21 protein-coding genes are annotated in these 17,318 nt (G+C 66.0%); 15 read left to right on the forward strand and 6 right to left on the reverse strand.

Features of this window, described 5'->3' with window-relative positions:
- Window positions 1-5 precede the first annotated feature (5 nt).
- From flgC to BUB76_RS03775, 10 genes are all read left to right on the forward strand, one after another.
- Window positions 6-416, forward strand: a complete 411-nt coding sequence (gene flgC / locus BUB76_RS03730; protein ID WP_073126882.1) for a flagellar basal body rod protein FlgC — start codon at window positions 6-8, stop codon at window positions 414-416.
- Window positions 417-426: 10 nt separating this feature from the next.
- A complete protein-coding gene (gene fliE / locus BUB76_RS03735) occupies window positions 427-744 on the forward strand; it encodes a flagellar hook-basal body complex protein FliE (protein ID WP_073126884.1) in 318 nt (105 codons plus the stop codon).
- Complete coding sequence (gene fliQ, locus BUB76_RS03740; RefSeq protein ID WP_073126886.1) at window positions 744-1,013, forward strand: flagellar biosynthesis protein FliQ; 270 nt, start codon at window positions 744-746, stop codon at window positions 1,011-1,013. Before fliE ends, fliQ begins: the two co-directional genes overlap by 1 nt.
- Window positions 1,010-1,822, forward strand: a complete 813-nt coding sequence (locus BUB76_RS03745) for a transglycosylase SLT domain-containing protein (protein WP_073126888.1) — start codon at window positions 1,010-1,012, stop codon at window positions 1,820-1,822. Before fliQ ends, BUB76_RS03745 begins: the two co-directional genes overlap by 4 nt.
- Window positions 1,819-3,909, forward strand: a complete 2,091-nt coding sequence (gene flhA, locus BUB76_RS03750; protein WP_073126890.1) for a flagellar biosynthesis protein FlhA — start codon at window positions 1,819-1,821, stop codon at window positions 3,907-3,909. The genes BUB76_RS03745 and flhA overlap by 4 nt, the downstream gene beginning before the upstream one ends.
- Before the next feature lie 4 nt (window positions 3,910-3,913).
- A complete protein-coding gene (locus tag BUB76_RS03755; RefSeq protein WP_073126892.1) occupies window positions 3,914-4,672 on the forward strand; it encodes a flagellar biosynthetic protein FliR in 759 nt (252 codons plus the stop codon).
- Window positions 4,673-4,675: 3 nt separating this feature from the next.
- A complete protein-coding gene (locus BUB76_RS03760) occupies window positions 4,676-5,800 on the forward strand; it encodes an EscU/YscU/HrcU family type III secretion system export apparatus switch protein (protein WP_073126894.1) in 1,125 nt (374 codons plus the stop codon).
- A 186-nt stretch (window positions 5,801-5,986) separates the two neighbouring features.
- Window positions 5,987-6,859 (forward strand): NAD(P)-dependent oxidoreductase, encoded by an 873-nt coding sequence (locus BUB76_RS03765; protein WP_236737848.1) that lies wholly within the window; start codon window positions 5,987-5,989, stop codon window positions 6,857-6,859.
- Entirely contained in the window at window positions 6,856-7,572 is a 717-nt protein-coding gene (locus BUB76_RS03770; protein ID WP_073126896.1) for a ThuA domain-containing protein, read from the forward strand. The genes BUB76_RS03765 and BUB76_RS03770 overlap by 4 nt, the downstream gene beginning before the upstream one ends.
- Before the next feature lie 229 nt (window positions 7,573-7,801).
- Window positions 7,802-8,230: a hypothetical protein gene (locus tag BUB76_RS03775; protein ID WP_073126898.1), complete on the forward strand. Its 429-nt coding sequence runs from the start codon at window positions 7,802-7,804 to the stop codon at window positions 8,228-8,230.
- Between the two features lie 584 nt (window positions 8,231-8,814).
- On the opposite strand, the gene BUB76_RS03780 is transcribed toward BUB76_RS03775, so the two are convergent.
- Genes BUB76_RS03780 through BUB76_RS03795 form a run of 4 tightly spaced genes read right to left on the reverse strand, consistent with a single transcriptional unit; the run spans window position 8,815 to window position 11,204 of the window.
- Window positions 8,815-9,423 (reverse strand): MotE family protein, encoded by a 609-nt coding sequence (locus BUB76_RS03780; protein ID WP_073126900.1) that lies wholly within the window; start codon window positions 9,421-9,423, stop codon window positions 8,815-8,817.
- 5 nt (window positions 9,424-9,428) lie between these two features.
- Window positions 9,429-9,788: a hypothetical protein gene (locus BUB76_RS03785; RefSeq protein ID WP_073126902.1), complete on the reverse strand. Its 360-nt coding sequence runs from the start codon at window positions 9,786-9,788 to the stop codon at window positions 9,429-9,431.
- Complete coding sequence (locus tag BUB76_RS03790; RefSeq protein WP_073126904.1) at window positions 9,769-10,689, reverse strand: flagellar motor switch protein FliM; 921 nt, start codon at window positions 10,687-10,689, stop codon at window positions 9,769-9,771. Before BUB76_RS03790 ends, BUB76_RS03785 begins: the two co-directional genes overlap by 20 nt.
- Complete coding sequence (locus tag BUB76_RS03795) at window positions 10,686-11,204, reverse strand: flagellar basal body-associated FliL family protein (protein WP_236737849.1); 519 nt, start codon at window positions 11,202-11,204, stop codon at window positions 10,686-10,688. The genes BUB76_RS03790 and BUB76_RS03795 overlap by 4 nt, the downstream gene beginning before the upstream one ends.
- Before the next feature lie 194 nt (window positions 11,205-11,398).
- On the opposite strand from BUB76_RS03795, the gene fliF reads away from it, so the two are divergent.
- From fliF to BUB76_RS03820, 5 genes are read left to right on the forward strand one after another with little or no spacing between them, the layout of a single operon-like run.
- Window positions 11,399-13,102: a flagellar basal-body MS-ring/collar protein FliF gene (fliF, locus tag BUB76_RS03800; RefSeq protein ID WP_073126909.1), complete on the forward strand. Its 1,704-nt coding sequence runs from the start codon at window positions 11,399-11,401 to the stop codon at window positions 13,100-13,102.
- 16 nt (window positions 13,103-13,118) lie between these two features.
- Window positions 13,119-13,775, forward strand: coding sequence for a FliH/SctL family protein (locus tag BUB76_RS03805; protein ID WP_175481685.1), 657 nt, complete (start codon window positions 13,119-13,121; stop codon window positions 13,773-13,775).
- Window positions 13,765-14,175 (forward strand): FliM/FliN family flagellar motor switch protein, encoded by a 411-nt coding sequence (locus BUB76_RS03810; protein WP_084140522.1) that lies wholly within the window; start codon window positions 13,765-13,767, stop codon window positions 14,173-14,175. The genes BUB76_RS03805 and BUB76_RS03810 overlap by 11 nt, the downstream gene beginning before the upstream one ends.
- Complete coding sequence (gene fliP, locus BUB76_RS03815; protein ID WP_073126914.1) at window positions 14,175-14,978, forward strand: flagellar type III secretion system pore protein FliP; 804 nt, start codon at window positions 14,175-14,177, stop codon at window positions 14,976-14,978. The genes BUB76_RS03810 and fliP overlap by 1 nt, the downstream gene beginning before the upstream one ends.
- A gap of 17 nt (window positions 14,979-14,995) precedes the next feature.
- Window positions 14,996-16,054, forward strand: a complete 1,059-nt coding sequence (locus BUB76_RS03820) for a flagellar motor switch protein FliG (RefSeq protein ID WP_073126916.1) — start codon at window positions 14,996-14,998, stop codon at window positions 16,052-16,054.
- Window positions 16,055-16,060: 6 nt separating this feature from the next.
- On the opposite strand, the gene BUB76_RS03825 is transcribed toward BUB76_RS03820, so the two are convergent.
- Both BUB76_RS03825 and BUB76_RS03830 read right to left on the reverse strand, forming a co-directional pair.
- Window positions 16,061-16,885: a DUF1217 domain-containing protein gene (locus BUB76_RS03825; RefSeq protein ID WP_073126918.1), complete on the reverse strand. Its 825-nt coding sequence runs from the start codon at window positions 16,883-16,885 to the stop codon at window positions 16,061-16,063.
- Window positions 16,882-17,316 (reverse strand): flagellar biosynthesis repressor FlbT, encoded by a 435-nt coding sequence (locus tag BUB76_RS03830; protein WP_073126920.1) that lies wholly within the window; start codon window positions 17,314-17,316, stop codon window positions 16,882-16,884. The genes BUB76_RS03825 and BUB76_RS03830 overlap by 4 nt, the downstream gene beginning before the upstream one ends.
- Window positions 17,317-17,318 lie beyond the last annotated feature (2 nt).

Genomic DNA, 17,318 nt, shown 5'->3' on the forward strand with positions numbered 1-17,318 from the left:
GAGACATGGATCCGCTCAGCGCCATCGCCCGCATCGCCGCCTCGGGCATGACCGCGCAGACCGAACGCCTGCGCATCGTGTCGGAAAACGTCGCCAACGCCGACAGCACCGGCACGACACCCGGTTCCGACCCCTATCGCCGCAAGACCGTGACGTTCGAGCAGATGCTCGACCGCGACACCGGCGCCACGGGGGTCGAGATCGGGCAGGTGGGCCGCGACGACAGCCCGTTCCAGCTGCATTTCGACCCCAGCCACCCGGCGGCCAATGCCGATGGCTACGTGAAACGGCCGAACGTCGACCCGGTGCTCGAGATGGCGAACATGCGCGAGGCATCGCGCAGCTACGAGGCCAACATGAACCTGTTCGAAGCCGGCCGCCGCATGCGCGGCCAGATGCTCGACCTGCTGAAGTAAGGGGCGCGTGATGACCGATCCGTCCATGATCTCGTCCGGACTTGTGCGCGGTGCCTACGCGTCGTCACGGTCCCTGCAAGGGGGCGAGTCGAACGCGGCCAAGGACGCCGCTTCGGGTTTTGCCGAGATGGTGCAGGACGCGGCGCAATCCGCCGTGGAAAAGGTGCGCAGCGGCGAAGAGGTCGCAGCCGCCGGACTGCGCGGCGAGGCCGGCACGCAGGAAGTGGTCGAGGCCGTCCTTGCGATGCAATCCACCGTCGAAGTCGCCGTGTCCGTGCGAGACCGCTTCGTCGAGGCCTACCAGGAAGTGCTGAGAATGCCGATCTGATGACCGAGACGCAGGCTTATGACATCCTGTCCGACACCGTGTGGGCCGTGCTGCTGGCCTCGCTTCCGGTGTTGGCGATCGCGCTGATCATCGGCCTGGGTATCGCGTTCTTCCAGGCGCTGACGCAGATCCAGGAAATGACGCTGACCTTCGTGCCGAAGATCGTGGCGATCTTCTTCGGCCTGCTGCTGTCGATGCCCTTCATGTACGCGACGCTGAACGGGCTTTCGGACACGATCTTCGACCTGATCCGCCGGGGCGGGCTGTGAGGCTGCTGGCCGTCACCCTGCTGGCCCTCGCGCTGGCCGTTCCCGCGCAAGCCGCCGATGGCTGGCGCGCCTTCTACGGCGCGAAACCGACCGCCCAGTCCGGTCAGACCGTGCGCCGCGGCCACAACATGACCGCGTCCGAGGCGACCGGTCCGCACGATACGGCCGAAATCGCCGCCGGGACCGTCTGTCTGCGCGAGATCCTCGCGGCGCAGACTCGCCACGACATCCCCAACAACCTGCTTCTGGCCATCGGTTTGCAGGAGGCGGGCACGACCCATCGCGGCAAGACCACCGTCTGGCCCTTCGCCGTCAACGCGGCAGGTGAGGGCCGGCTGTTCGACACCGAGGCCGAGGCGCAGGACTTCGTCCGGTTGCGCCAGTCGCAGGGCGTGAACTCGATCGACGTGGGCTGCATGCAGATCAACCTCCGCTGGCATCCCGATGCCTTCGCCGACCTGGACGAGGGCTTCGATCCGCAGCTGAACGTGGACTATTCCGCCCGTTTCCTGAAGCGCCTGGCGGTCGAGCTGGGCAGCTGGCGCGCGGCCGCGGGCGCCTATCACTCCCGCGCGCCCGAATTTCGCGACAAGTACCTGGCGCGGCTGGACGGCAATGTGGCGCGCGCGCAGTCCCGCGTGGCCGAGATCCGCGAACGCGTGGCCGCGGCGCCGCCCTATCACCGTCACAGCGCCCCCTCGGCCCATTTCGGCGTGGTCGGCTGGGGCGCGCAGCTGGGCGGCGGGGGACGCGGCACGCTTTACTCCGGGGGCGAGGTCAGCCCCCTGCTTGCGAGCGTGAACAGATGAGCATGGCGCCCGATACCATCGGCGCACGTTTCCTGCGTCTCGGCGCGGGCAAGGACGTGGGCTTCGCGCTGGCCGTCATCATGGTGCTGGCGATCCTGTTCCTGCCGCTGCCGCCGATGCTGCTGGACCTGGGTCTGGCCCTGTCGCTGTCGGTCAGCGTGCTGATCCTGATGGTCGCGCTTTGGATCCCGAAGCCGCTCCAGTTCAACTCGTTCCCGACGCTGCTGCTGGTCGTCACCATGCTGCGGCTGTCGCTGAACGTCGCCTCGACGCGGCTGATCCTGTCGGAGGGGCACACCGGCATGTCGGCGGCGGGCGGCGTGATCGAAGGCTTTTCGCGCTTCATCGTGGCGGGCAACTTCGTGATCGGCGTGGTGATCTTCGTGATCCTCGTCGTCATCAACTTCGTGGTCATCACCAAGGGCTCGACCCGTATCGCCGAGGTGTCGGCGCGGTTCTCGCTTGACGCCATGCCCGGCAAGCAGATGGCCATCGACGCCGACATGGGCGCAGGCCTGATCGACGAGGACGAGGCCCGCCGCCGCCGCAAGGATCTGGAGGACGAAAGCGCCTTCTTCGGCGCCATGGACGGTGCGTCGAAATTCGTGCGCGGCGACGCGGTGGCCGGCATCATCATCGTGCTGATCAACGTGCTGGGCGGCATCGCCATCGGCGTGCTCCAGCGCGGCATGCCCGTGGGCGACGCGGCCAATGTCTTCACCTCGCTCACCATCGGCGACGGGCTGGTCAGCCAGATCCCCGCGCTGGTCGTGTCGCTGGCCGCGGGCCTGATCGTGACCAAGGGCGGGACCGAGGGCGCGGCGAACGAGGCGGTGCTGGGCCAGCTGTCGAGCTTCCCAAAGGCCATGTACATGTCGGCGGGCATGCTCTTTTGCATCGGCCTGCTGCCAGGATTTCCCACGCTGATTTTCTCGATGCTGGCGGCCGGGCTCGCCGGTATGGGCTATGTCCTGCAGGACGCGGCCACCGCCCGCGCCGCCGTGGCCGAGCGCGAGGCCGCCGCGAAGGACGCCGCCGCCGCGGCCCAAAGCGAAGAGAAGGCCGACGATCCCGCCAAGCTGGACGAGCTGCGGCTCGTGATGGGCGAGGGGCTTCTGAGCCTCGCGGGAAAGACCGGCGCGATCCTGCCCGGCAAGATCAAGTCCCTGCGCAGCCATTTCGTCGAGGATTTCGGCTTCCACATGCCGTCTGTGCGCATCCGCGACGACGCGACCTTGCCCAGCCGGACCTACGCGGTCGAGATCCATGGGGTCGAGGTCGCGCGAGGCGAGATCCGGGCCGAGGGGATGATGGTCATCAACCCCGACGGCGCGCCGCTGGACCTGCCGGGCGAGGCCACGAAGGAACCGACCTTCGGCTTGGATGCGCTGTGGGTGGACGACAAGACCGCGCAGGAGGCCGAACGGCGCGGCCTGACCGTGGTCGATCCCGAGAGCGTGCTGATCACCCACCTGACCGAGATCGTGAAGGAAAACATGTCCGACATCCTGACCTACGGTATGGTCAAGGACCTGATCGACGGGATGGACCGCAATTACCAGAAACTGGTGACCGACCTTCCGGCCACCAGCCCCGCGATCCTGCTGCAAAGGGTGCTGCAAAACCTGCTGCTGGAACGCGTGTCGATCCGCAACCTTCCCCTGATTGTCGAGGCCATCGCCGAGATCGCGCGCCAGACGACCAATGTCGACCTCGTGCTCGAGCATGTGCGCAAGCGGCTGTCGGCGCAGATCTGCAAGGACCTGATGGGCGACGACGGGTTCATGCCGGTCATCACCATGTCGCCCGCCTGGGAGACCGAGTTCATCGAGGCGATCCGCGTGACGGGAGACGAGCGCAACTTCGTCATGTCGCCCAAGCGCGTGCAGGAATTCGTCCTCGCCGCCCGGCAGGAGATCCAGTCCTTCGCCACGCAGGACCGCTGGCCGCCGATCATGGTGGCCCCCGAGGCGCGCCGCTTCGTGCGGTCGATGCTGGAACGGGTCAGCCCCATGACGCCCGTGATCTCGAACGGCGAAATTCACCGCAAGGCGGCGCTGAAGACCGTCGCCACCATCGGGCCGTGACCCGATGAGCTGGCTCGAGGCCTTCGCGACATCCACCATCCTGGGGTTCTTTGTGGTCTTCGCCCGGCTGGGATCGGCCCTGATCTTCATGCCCGGCTTTGGTGAAACGGCGATCCCCGTGCGCGAGCGTCTTCTGATCGCGCTGGTGCTGGCCGCGTCTCTGTATCCCGTCATGGGCATCGGCCCGATGGAGGAAGGACGGCCCATGGCGCTGGCGCTTCTTTTCGGGGCCGAGGTGACGGTGGGGCTGTGGATCGGGCTGGTGGCGCGGACGCTGCTGTCGGCGCTGCAGTTCGCGGGCTACCAGATCGCGCTGATGTCGGGCCTGGCGAACGCGCTCGCCCCGAATGTCGGCGCCTTCCAGGGGGCCACGTCGCTGGCCGCGATGCTGCTGATGGGGGCCGTGGCGCTGATTTTCATCACCGACCTGCATCACCTGATCATCGGCTCGCTGGTCATGTCCTACGAGGTTTTCGCCGTCGGGCAACTGCCCATCGCGGGCCTTGCCGACCAGTTCGCCCGCGCGGCGCAGTTGAGCCTTTACATCGGCCTGTCCATCGCCGCGCCGTTCTTCGTCGCGGGCGTCGTGCTGAACATCGGCATGGGTCTGGCCAACCGCATGATGGCGACGCTCCCGGTGTTCTTCGTCGCCCAGCCGCTGCTGATCGCGGCGGCGCTGGGCCTGATGGTGTTGGCGATTCCGGCGATGATGATGGGTTTCCTCCAGCCGTTCTCGGACTGGCTTACGACGTTCGGGTTCTGAGCCATGTCGGACGATCAGGACAAGTCACAGAAGACAGAGGAACCGACCGACAAGAAATTGCGCGACGCGCGCAAGAAAGGCGACGTTCCGCAGTCGCGCGAGACCGGGACGGCGATGGTGGTCTTCGCGCTGCTCATGGGCGTGATCTTCGTCGCGCCCGCCGCGATGACGCGGCTTTCCGGTCTCTATCACGGCCTTATCGTGCAATCGGGGCAGATCGGTCTCGGCACCCATGCGGCCGGCGTGCGGGACGTGGGCGGCGTGATGTATTCCCTGTCCGTCGGGTCCTTCCTGGCGCTGGCGCCGCTCCTGGGGATCATGGTCGCCGCCGCGCTTTTCGGGGTCATGGTGCAGGGCGAAACCGTCGTCGCGCTGGAACGGATCAAGCCCAAGCCCGAGAAGCTGAACCCGCTGTCGGGCTTCACGAAGCTGTTTTCACCCGATGCGCTGGTCGAGTTCGGCAAGAACATGGCCAAGGTGCTGATCGTCGGCGTGATCTCGGGCTGGGCCCTGATGGACCTGGCCGGTCGACTGGCCCAGTCGGAATCGCTGGTGCCCGAGACCCTGACCGCCGAAACCGGCGCCTCGGTTCGGTGGATCCTGTTGATCACCGCGTCGGTGCTGGTGCCCATCGCGCTGGCCGACATCCTCTGGAAGCGGTCGTCGTGGAAGAAGAAGCAGATGATGACCCTGAAAGAGGTCCGCGACGAGCACAAGGACAGCGAGGGTGACCCGCAGATCCGCGCCCGCCGGGCCGAGTTGCGGATGGCCCGCGCCCGTCAGCGGATGGCGCAGGCGATCCCGACGGCCAGTGTCGTACTGACCAACCCGACCCACTACGCCGTCGCGCTGAAATACGAGCAGGGCGTTGACCAGGCGCCGGTCTGCGTCGCCAAGGGTGCCGACCACATGGCCGCCCGCATCCGCGAACTGGCCCGCGAACACGAGGTGCCCATCATCGAGAACAAGCCGCTGGCACGCGCCCTGCACGCGGCGGTCGAGGTCGACGACCAGGTGCCGGTCGAACATTGGCAGGCGGTGGCCGAGATCATCGGCTTCATCATGGGCCTGAAACGCGACAGCCGCCTTGCCCCGCCCGAAGGTTCGCGCCTGCGGGAAGAGCCGTAGGCAAGGCGCCGGGCGATCGAAATCCCCCAGACTGGATATCGAAACATCCAGATCGGAAAGATTGCGGCGCACCTATCTGCCGACTTGATCATTACCCTCGGAAAGGTGGGTCCGCCACGGGTCCACAGGGGGGGAGGAGATCGGTATGAACCTGTCGAAACCGGATCGACTGACCGGAGGTCCCGCGTGAGCCGCGTCGGTTTCGCCGGCCTGGGGCGCATGGGCGGCCACATGGCGCGCAACCTGTCGCGGGCAGGCCATGACCTTGTTCTGTGGAACCGCTCGCCGGACAAGGCCCAAGCCCTTGCGGTCGAGCTTGGATGCGCCGTCGCCGATAGCCCCGCCGACCTTGCCTCGAAAGCGGACGTGGTCATCACGATGCTGGCTGACGATGCGTCGTCTCAGGCCGTTCACATGGGTCCCGACGGTCTTTTCGCAGGGAACCGCGCCACGATCTTCGTCGAGATGGGCACCATGAGCCCCGATCACATCGCCGATCTCGCCGCGCAGGCGCCGGACGGAACGCAGGTCATCGATGCCCCGGTATCGGGCGCGACGCAGGCGGCCGCCGACGGCGCACTGATGATCATGGCGGGTTGCACCGATGCGGACGCCGAACCCCTGCGCCCGCTTTTCCACGCCATGGGCAAGCAGACCATCTGCCTTGGCACCGTCGGGTCGGGCGCGGTGATGAAGCTGGCCGTCAATTCCCTGATCCACGGTATCAACCAGACCCTGGCCGAGGCGATGACCCTGGCCGAGGCCACCGGGATCGCGCCCGAGAAGGCGTTCGACGTGATCGAGGCGTCGGCGGCTTGCGCGCCCATGCTGAAATACCGCCGGCCGCTTTACCTGGACGAGGCCGCGCATGACGTGACCTTCACCGTCTCGCTGGCCGAAAAGGACATGACCGTCGCAGCGGCGCTGGCTGACCGGCTGGGCATCGCGATGCCGCAGGGCAAGGTGACGCTCGCCAAGCTGTCCGAGGCGAGCGCCGCCGGTTTCGCCGGGCGGGACATGGCATCGATCCTCAATTTCATGCGGGAGAAGAACAAATGAAGGCAGCCCTGTTCGTCGGCGGCTGGGAAGGCCACACGCCGACCCATTTCGCGGACTGGTACGAAGCCCTGCTGAAGGACAACGGTTTCGAAGTCGCGATCTACGACACGCTCGAACCGCTCGAACGTCCCCAGGAGCTGGCCGATCTGGACCTGATCACGCCCATCTGGTCCTCGGCCCGATCGGGCCACCAGGAAGAGTTCGGCAACATGACCAAACCGCAGGAGGACGGCCTGCTCAAGCTGATCGGCGATGGCTGCGGTCTTGCCGGGTGGCACGGTCACATGGGCGACGCGTTCCGCGACCGGCCGACCTATCACTTCCTTATCGGCGGACAGTTCGTGGCCCACCCGCCGGGATGGCCCGACAACCTGCAACCGCGCGAGGATTACATCGATTACGACGTGACGATCTGCAAACCCGGTCACCCGCTGGTCGAGGGCATCAAGAGCTTCCGGATGCGGTCCGAGCAGTACTACATGCTGGTCGATCCCTCGAACGAGGTGCTGGCGACCACCACCTTCTCGGGCGATCACCTGTGGTGGATCGAGGGGACCGTGATCCCCGTGACCTGGACCCGGCGGTGGGACAGGGGGCGCGTCTTCTACTGCTCCATCGGCCACGAGCTGGACGATCTGAAGGTGCCCCAGGTCACCGAAATGATCCGCCGCGGCGCGATCTGGGCGGCCGAGGGAAAGGCTGCGGCGGGCTGAAGGCGGCCCGCAACCCGGGCGCTTGAGCATCTCGCAAGCAACGCGCCATGCGGAGGCAGCCGTCCGACACGCCTTGCAAGATCGAGCGCGCAAGGCGTGTCGCGGCTTTACCGGTTTCCGCTTCGGGCAGCGTTCACGACCGCAGCCTATGCCCAAAAATTCCCGCATTTCAGAACCATAAACCACCCTCGGCATCACGCCTGGCGCAATGCATGCATGGGGCGGAGCGTTGGTCATTATCTATGCATTGATCTTGACCCAAGGGGTCGGTCTCGCCTTCGGTGCGCTGCTGATCATGTCCTTTCCCTGGAATGTCATGATAGCCGCGGTCACCCTCGTGATAGCTTTCAGCAAAGGGTGGAGCCCTGGCCGCGCGGGTTGGGTGCTCGCGGCGATCCCCCTGTCCGGCATCGCCTTCCTGGTCGCCTATCACTATAAAATCGCCGATCCCCTGAAAATTGCCGGTGCCGTGGTCCTCGTCGGTTTCGTCCTCTCCCGGGTTGCGGACATTGCGCCGCGCCGCTGGATCGACCAGTTCGGCAAAGTTGGGGTCGCATGTCTGACCATCGGGGTGATCTGGATCGTCCCCGATCCCGGGCGCATGCTGTTGGCGATGAGCCAGGATTCTCAACCGGGCGTTCCGGGCGCGTCGACCTAAAGAACGCGGCTCGACCGTGAGATGGACAGCACGGCGCGGGCGGCAGCAAACAGATTTCCCGACGCGCAATCCTGCCGAGTCAGGGACGGTGCCGCCGGCGCACGAGCGATCCGCTCGCGATCGACTGGGACCGGATCCACACTGGCAGCGAAGCCGAAGTCTGTCTGTTTCGTATGCTTGCGGCGTCCGGCGGACTGGTCGCGGCCCAGCGCGTCTTCGAGGCGCAAGGCTTCACCTACCGCGAGACGCGAGAGGACCCGAATTCATATACGAACATACCGGACGGCGCGCTGCGAACCTATGGGACTTGGCCCACGCAAGAGAATGGCCCGAAATTTCCGACGCGCGGCCTAATCGACCGCGCGATGCTGTCCGGATCTTACCTTATGGAAATATTCGCGTATTTCAGCCCCGATGGGAAAGAAGTGCTTGCCGTAAACCTTAGCACCGTCTGGAAATGACGTCACCGATCCCGCAGCGGGAGATCAAGTTCTAGACCCTCCGTGATCGTGTGACGCGAATTGCAGCTCCCGGCGCGCGGTGAAATATTGACTGGCGGTTTGACCCGTAGCGCGCCCACCAGCCTACTGAAGCTTCAGCCCAGACAGGTTCTGGTCGCCGGGCAGGCGCGAGCGTTCGAGGATGATTTTCGAGATCGCCCGCGCGCGGTTCAGGTTCAGCTTGCCCAGGATCTGGGCCGCGTCACGTTCGGGCATGGCCGACAGAACCAGCGTCGCGGTTTCGATATCCATCTCGTCCATGATGCCCGACGCGATCTCGGGCTTCATGTTCTGATACAGCGCGACGAGCTTGGTCAGGTCTTGGTTATACGCCTCTTCCACCCGTGCGATCTGGCCCTCGATGGCGTCGCGCAGGGTGGCCAGCCGCTCGCGCTCGGCCCGCAGGCTGTCCTCGGCCAGCTGCGCCTCGGCCTCGCGGTCGGCCATTTCCTGGCGCTGGCGGTTCAGAAGCTCGCGTTCCTCGGCAATGGCGGCGACGATGGCATCCGAGCTTTCGCAGACCGGCGCATCGATGATCGACTTGGCGGCGGGCTGCGCGGGAAGGGCTTCCTCGGCGGCGAATGCCTGGCCCGACCGGGCGATCCCGTCGGTGAGGGTCGGCATCAGGACCGCTGCCGCCTTGACCCCGACGACACAGAGAAGACCGGCGATGACCAGTTTCGGGGGGCTCATTCGCATCACGACCCGTCCTTTTCGTTCGATTTTCCATCCCGCGTCATGTCGAAGAACGTGCGCACGAGGTCAGATTTCCCGTGCGGGCGAGGGGGCGCGGCCTTCCTCGCCGCCTTGGGGCTTTCCGTCTGACGCGGGGTCGCGGACGACCCGGTGTCGGCCTTCGCCGGACGATCGCTCAGGTCGCGCAGGGCGGCGACGGATTGGGCCGAGCGGTCGACGGCGTCCGAGAACTCCCCGACCATCGGCTGAATGTCCCGCAGCGCGGCCATCAGGGCCTTCAGCTTGCGGTCGAGCAGGTAGGCGTAGCCGATCGTGCCGACCAGCAGCACCAGGATCACGGTATCAATCAGTCCGGGAAACATGCTTCAACGCCTCCTCGCTCGTGACAAGTCGTTCGGTCACCCGCAGCGCCAGGGACCCGTTCGCCCGGTGCCCGAAGGCACCGCGCAGGGCGGGCGTGCCGTTCACGGTGCCGGTGATCGGCTCTTCCGGCGTGACACCCAGGTCGATCACCTGGCCCTTCTGCCACGCCAGCACCTCGCTCAGGGACACGCGGATATGGGTCAGCACGGCCGTCAGCTTCAGCTCGGCATCGGCGATGGTCTGGCCCATCTCGCTGTCCCAGCCACCGGGCCCTTCCTCGAGCCCGCCGTGGAACGGTGCTGCGAGGATGCCGCGCACCTCGCCGAAGCTGCCGTAGGGGATCAGCAGGCTGACATGGCCGCGCCGGCCGTCGAGGTCGATGGCATAGCGCGCCAGGAAGGACGGCGTCCCGGGTTGAGCGAGAACCAGCGCCTTGGGCATGGTTTCGACAAGATCATGCTCGAACGTGGTCTCGAGTACGTGGCCAAAGCAATTCTGAACCACGTTCAGCACCAGTTCGGCCACCTTCATCCCGATCGACCGTTCGATGGCGGTAAAGCTCCGCGGTTTCCAGTCGCCCGGCTTGCCCTTGGATCCGCCCAGCATCAGCTCGAGGACCGAAAACAGAAGGTCCGGCTCGACCACGCAGGCGACACGGCCGGTCCACGGATGCGCCTTCACCACGCTGATCAGGCAGGGCTGCGGCAGGGTCTCGACGGCGACGTCGCAGCGCATGTCCTGCCGGCTTTTCTCCTCGATCTCGGGAAGGATCGACAGGAAGCTCTTGAACGCCAGCGGCAGCGCGATGGCGAACCGGTCGAGGATCATGTCCAGCGTGGGAAGCTGCTGGGGGTTCTCGCGCGCGTGGCGAATGATCTCTTCTTCCAGGTGCAGGGTCATTGGATCACCAGGTCGGAAATCAGGATGTCGCGCGGTGCGTCGGTGTGGCCCACGGCACGCGCCCGGCGCAGAAGCTCGGATTTCAAGAGCGCGATCCCGCGCGCACCCTGAAGATCGGCCACGTTCAGCGAGCGCAGGAAGCTCTGGAACGCGTCCCGGATATAAAGCTCGCGCGCGGTCAGTTGCGCCGCGCCCGGTGCGGTTTCGTCGAACACCATGAGCAGGTTCACCTTCAGGAACCGGCTGGTCTGGCGTCCGTCGGCGGTGGTGTCGGTGACATTCACGATCATCTCGGGGAACGGCATCAGCGGCATGTCGCTTTGCGTGATCTGCGGCGCGTCGGGCCCACCTTCGCCGTCCTGACCGCCGTCGGATTCGTCCGCGTGGTCAGTGGAATTATCCTTGGCCTGTTGTTGCTCGTTCTCTGCGGGATCGCCGCCCAGGCCGACGATGGCCATGGCGCGCTCGGGCCCCACGGCCAGCACTGCGCCGCCCGCGACGAGAACCGGCGCCAACAGCGCTATAATCGGGATAAGGAGCTTTTTCTTCATCGCTCGACGTATTTCCGACGCAGTCCGGTTGCAGGCTTTGGCTATGTCCCGATCGTCACGATATTCTCAAGTTTTGCAAGGACAGAAATTTTTATCCTTGCTTGTGCGTCCCTTTTGCCGGAGCCTACAAAGAAAAAGAGGCAGGTTCGGGGCGACAGATGAAAGATCTGATCGAGAACATGAAGGCGCTGGGCGCGCGCCGGCTGGCCATGCTGGGCGTGGTCGGTGCGGTGATCCTTGGCGGCGTCCTGTTGGGCGCGACCACGGTTTTCGCGCCGGTCTACACGCCGCTCTACTCGCAAGTGTCTCCCGCCGCCGCGTCGCAGATGGTCCAGAGCCTTGAGCAGAGCGGCATCCCCGTTCGGCTGTCGCGCAACGGCGACATCATCTCGGTGCCCGAGGGGGACCTGGCCCGCGCGCGCATGGCCATCGCCGACAGCGGCCTGCCCAGCGAAGGCACCCCGGGGTGGGAGCTGTTCGACGACATGTCGGGCATGGGCATGAACACTTTCATGCAAAGGGTGAACAAGCTCCGCGCGCTGGAGGGCGAGCTGGCCCGCTCGATCCAGACCATCAACGGGATCGAGGCCGCGCGCGTGCACCTTGTCCTTCCCGAGCGCGAGGCATTCTCCCGCGAACGGGCGCAGCCCTCGGCCTCGGTCATCGTGCGCACGGGGCCGAACCGGTCGCTGTCGCGTCGCCATGGCCAGGCGATCCAGGCGCTGGTTGCCTCGGCCGTCGCCGATCTCGACACCAGCCGGATCACCGTCCTGTCGGCCACCGGCGAGACCATCGTCGCGGAAGAGGATACCGGAAGTTCCGACACGTCGCTGACCAGCCAGCGCGCCGAGATCGAGGAGCGGCTGGAAGCCAGCGTCGCGTCGATCCTGAACGCGCGCGTGGGTCCCGGCAACGCCCGGGTGCGGGTGAGCGTCGACCTGACCAACGAACGCGAGGTGCGCCGCACCACTAGCTATGACCCCGGCCAGCAGGTCGCCCGCTCGGTCGAGACGCGCAGCCAGTCCTCGGACGAGACCGACCCCGCCGACGGCGCCGTGGACGCGGGCAACAACATCCCCGAGGCCTTGCAGGACGAAGGCGGGGGTGGGCAGGGGACCCGGTCCACCAACTCGAGCGACGAGATCATCAACTACGAGATCGGCACGGTGCAGTCCGAAACCGTGCGCGAACCCGGCGACATCGAGCGCATCACCGTCGCCGTCCTGGTCAACGGTCTCTACGAAGAGGTCGACGGCGAGACGGTGTTCAACGACCGCAGCCCCGAAGAGCTGGCGCGTCTGGAAAACCTGGTGAAGACGGCCATCGGGTTTTCGGCCGATCGCGGTGACGAGGTGCAGATCGACAGCCTGGAATTCCGTGGTTACGACGGTGACCTGACCATGCCCACGGGCGGAGGGGTCGGCGGTTTCGTCAGCGACAACGCCACCACGATGCTGCGCGCGGTGTTCGGCCTTGCCGCCATCGCCATGGTCCTGTTCCTCGGCCGTCAGCCGTTGCGCATGGTGCTGGATGCCGCCCTGCCGTCGCCGGAGTTCGCCGGGGTGCCCGCCGGAGCGCTGGAGGGTGGCGGACCGTCGCAAGCCGATGGCGGACAGGGGCAGCGGGCCCTGCCACAGGGCCAGTCGGCCCCGCGACAGATCACTGGCCCGACAGCGGACGATCAGCGTCAACTGGCGGGTGAGGTCCTGAATTTCGACGATCCGCGCGGCAAGGAGCTGGTCCAGGTAGCTTCCGTCGATGGCGGCGTGGCGCGGTCGCAGCTGAAAACCGTCAGCGCCATGGCCGAGCAGTATCCCGACGAGGCGCTGCGCGTCCTCAACTCCTGGCTGACCGAGAGGTAACGTTATGATTTCCGCCATGCGGCTCCAGAATTTCGACGAGGATCCGGCAAAGGCCGCGCGCCGCGCGTCGGCCGGCAAGTCCTACGACGAGGATGAAACCCGCGAGATGGTCCGCGCCGCCTACGAGCGTGGCATGCGTGAAGGCCGCAGCCAGGGTCACGCCGAGGGCCGCGCCGAGGCCGAGGGCGAGATGGACGCGGCCCTTGCCGAAAGCCTCCAGGCCACCGCCGCGCAACTGGACGAGCTTGCGCGCGGCGCAGGCGATCACCGGGCCGCGCTCGAGGCGCAGGTGCTGGAATTCACCCTGTCGGTCTGCGACGCGGTCTTCCCCGAGCTGGTGGCCAAGATGTCCGCCGAACGCGTGGGCGCGCAGGTCCGCCGGGCGCTGAAGATGGCCATCGGCAGCCAGGCCATCCGCATCCGCCTGTCGCCGCAGACCAAGGACGTGCTGGCCCGCGAGCTGGGTCACCGCATGGAATACTACCGCATCGAACAGGCCTGCCGGATCGATGCCGACCCGGACCTGGCGCCCGGCGACGTGCGCATGGAGTGGGACAGCGGTTCGCTGGAATACGCCTACGAGACCGTGACGGGCCTGATCCTGGAAGAGCTGCGCAAGACCCACGCCGCCAGCCAGGCCGCACAGAAGGAAAGGGGCAAAAATGGCCGCTGAGAAACCGGAAACCGATGAAAAGGCGAGCGCGAAGGACACGGCGGGGGCCAAGCCCACAGGCGCCGAGGCCGCCGTCATGCAGAGCCTGGATGACCATCCCGAGGCCGAGGGCAACCTGCCCGCGGTGATCGAGGCCGCCGCGCAGGACAGCCGCGCCGTGAAGGCGATGTTGAACGTGGGGCTTGAGGTGGTGGTCGTGCTGGGCTCGACCCGGATGCCCATCAACCAGCTGCTGGAGCTGTCCCGCGGCTCGATCGTCGAGCTGGACCGCAAGATCGGCGCCCCGGTCGAGCTGCACGTGTCCGAACGGGTCGTCGCGCGCGGCGACTTGGTGAAAGTGGGCGAGGACCGTCTTGGCGTCAGCCTGACCCAGATCGTGAAGGACCACGTGGGCGACTGATGCAGGCGCGCCTCGGCATAACGCTGGGCCTTGGCCTGGCGCTGTGGGCGGGGCCTGCCCTGGCACAGGACGCCGGCGGCTTGCTGCAGGACCTGTCCGACGTGCTGTCGGATGCCGAGGCCGGCAGCGACGATGCGGCCAACCTGTCGGGCCGCATCCTCCAGTTCATCGCGCTGGCCACGATCCTCAGCCTCGCACCCGGGCTTCTGATCGTGATGACCAGCTTCACGCGCTTCGTGGTGGTCCTGTCGATGCTGCGCTCGGCGCTGGGCCTGAACCAGACACCGCCCAACATCGTGCTGACCTCGCTGGCGCTGTTCATGACGTTCTTCGTCATGCAGCCGGTGTTCGAGGACGCCTACGAGAACGGGGTCGAGCCGCTGTTGAACAACGCGATCATGGAGGAACAGGCCATCCAGAGGATCGGCGAGCCGTTCCGCGGCTTCATGTTCGTGAACACCCGTCCCGAGGATTACCGCCTGTTCCTGGACCTGACCACCGAGGAAGGTGCCGAGGCCCTGCCGATGCCCGAAGTGGCCGAGGACGCGTCGTGGCGGATCCTCGTGCCGGCCTTCATGATTTCCGAGCTGCGCCGCGCCTTCGTCATCGGATTCCTGATCTACCTGCCCTTCGTGGCGATCGACCTGGTGGTGGCGTCGGTGCTGATGAGCGCGGGCATGATGATGCTGCCCCCGGTTCTGATCTCGCTGCCGTTCAAGGTGATCTTCTTCGTGCTGATCGACGGCTGGTACATGCTGGCCGGCAGCCTGATCGAAAGTTACGCGCCGCTGGCCGGCGGGTGAAGTAAAGGAGTTTTCCCATGTCGACCGCAGTTGCGACCCGCGCCGGGACCGAGCCGATCAAGCTGGGCAACCGGACGCTGAAGGGCCCGACCAAGGCTGCCATCGTGTTCCTGTGCCTCGGCGAAAAGGTCGGGTCCGAGCTGATGCGCAAGCTGGATGCCACCGATATCGAGCTCATCACCCGGGCGATGACCAACCTCGGATCGATCCCTTCCGATGTCGTCGAGGCCGTGCTGGGCGAATTCATCGCGCGGGCCGCCGAAGGCTCGCGTGCGGTGGTCGGCTCGATCGCGTCGGCCGAGGCGATGCTGAAATCCTTCCTTCCCGAAGACGAGGTCGCGAACATCCTGAAAAGCGCCGGCGGCAAGCCGGGCGAGGGTGATATCTGGCGTCGCTTCGCCGCGCTGAACGAGAACGTCATCGCGAACTACCTGAAGGGTGAACACGACCAGACGGTGGCCGCGATCCTGAACAACGTGGACACCTCGGTCGCGGCGAAGGTCCTGCCGCTCCTGGGGCCTGAGCGGATGTATGACGTGGCCGAGCGGATGATCGTGCTCGAGCCGCTGACCATCCAGGTGATGCGCCAGATCGAGGAAACGCTGAAGGAAGACATCATGTCCGAAGGCACCTCGGGCAGCGCGAGCCAGAACCAGCAGCGCATGGCCGAGCTGTTCAACAAGCTGGATATCGCCGCGTTCGAGGACCTGTCCGAGCAGCTCGACGCCCGGATCCCCGAGACGTTCGAGGCGATCAAGAAACGCATGTTCGTGTTCGAGGATTTCTCACGCCTGCCGGCCACCGACCTGGCGCTGGTCATGCGCCAGCTGGACGGCGACCAGTTGCCCCTCGCCCTGCGCGGCGCGAAGAAGGAGCTGCGCGACCAGATGCTGGAATGCCTCCCGCAGCGGTCGCGCCAGATGCTGTTGGACGAGATGGCGCAGATGGGTCCGGCCCGCGGCCGCGACGTGCGCGCGGCCCAGTCCGCCATGATCGAGACGGCCAAGAACATGGCAGACGAGGGAACGATCGAGCTGCCAAAGGCCGGCGAGGAAGAAGACGAATTCTTCGAGTAGGGCCGCCTAGCGATAGCGGCTGGCGCTGCCCATCCGCTGGATCGCGTCGATATCGATCAGCACCGGTGCGAAGCCACCGGACAGGTTCACCGCGCCCTGCATCAGGGTCACGCTGGGCGACGACGCGAACTGGACCGGGTTCAGCGCGTCGTGGATGGCCATGAACTTGCCCACCAGCTTGTCGACCTTCTCGGGATCCTTCAGGTCCTCCAGGTCGAACTTGGACTTGTAGAGCGAAACCTGCTTGTCGATATCCAGCTGGACGATCTCTTTCGGCAGTCCAAGCGCGGTGCGCATGAATTCCGACACATCGCGGTTCTTGAGCACGTCGAACCAGTTGCCGATGCTGTCCACGCGATTGCGAAACTCCAGCACGAGCCCGGCGCCGCGGCTGCCTTCGTCGGCGTTGTTGATCAGCATTCGCTCGGCGAAACGGTCGACGATCCCCTGTTTCCAGTCCTCGCTCAGGACCTTCACGCTCAGCTGTGATTGGGGATTGAAGGCAAAGGCCTGGTGCAGTTCGCGCAGGCGGGGATCGGTCAGGCGGTTGACCAGCGCCTTGGGGTCGCTGATGTCCGATTCCAGCATCTTGCGGATCATCGCCTTGCCGAAGATCTGATCCTCGAGGTCGAAGGCCCGCATCACGAAGGTATAGACCTCGGTGTCCTCGACGAAATCGGCGGGCGAGCGAATATCTCCCACCCGTTCCTCGAAGGCTTCGATCTGCCGGGCGTTCAGCGCGTCGCGCCGGATCAGGTCCAGCTGCTGGGGCCGTGTGCTGTCGACCAGCCGGACCGCCAGCGACGTGCCGAGGCCCGCGAGCGAGATCATCCCGCCGCCGCGCGCCCGCGCTCGGCCTCGTTCGGGCGGTGCACGGGTCCCAGGGCCAAAAGCTCGGCCTCGTAGGACAGGACCGGGCGCAGTTTCGACAGCGCCTTGTAGAAATCGCCGGCCGAGATGTGGTTGGCCGCTTCCATGACGTGGGTGCGGTGCTCGGAACCGAAGCAAGCGGCCAGCTGGGCAAGTTGCTTCTGGATCTCGGGGACCAGTTTCTCACGCGTATCCGCACGGATCAGGGCGGTCTGGACGAAATAATAGGCGCGCGACACCGGGGTGGCCGCGGCGCTTTCGTCCATCAGGTCCTTTTCGCGGATGATGTCCGCGTGGTTCTCGAAGACGAAGCTGTGGCGGCGGTCGCTGTTGCGGATGACACAGCCGTTCACAACCACACATTCGCGCGGGCGCAGGGTGACTTTGAGCATGA

The sequence above is a fragment of the Palleronia salina genome, assembly GCF_900141995.1.
GTDB lineage: Bacteria > Pseudomonadota > Alphaproteobacteria > Rhodobacterales > Rhodobacteraceae > Palleronia > Palleronia salina.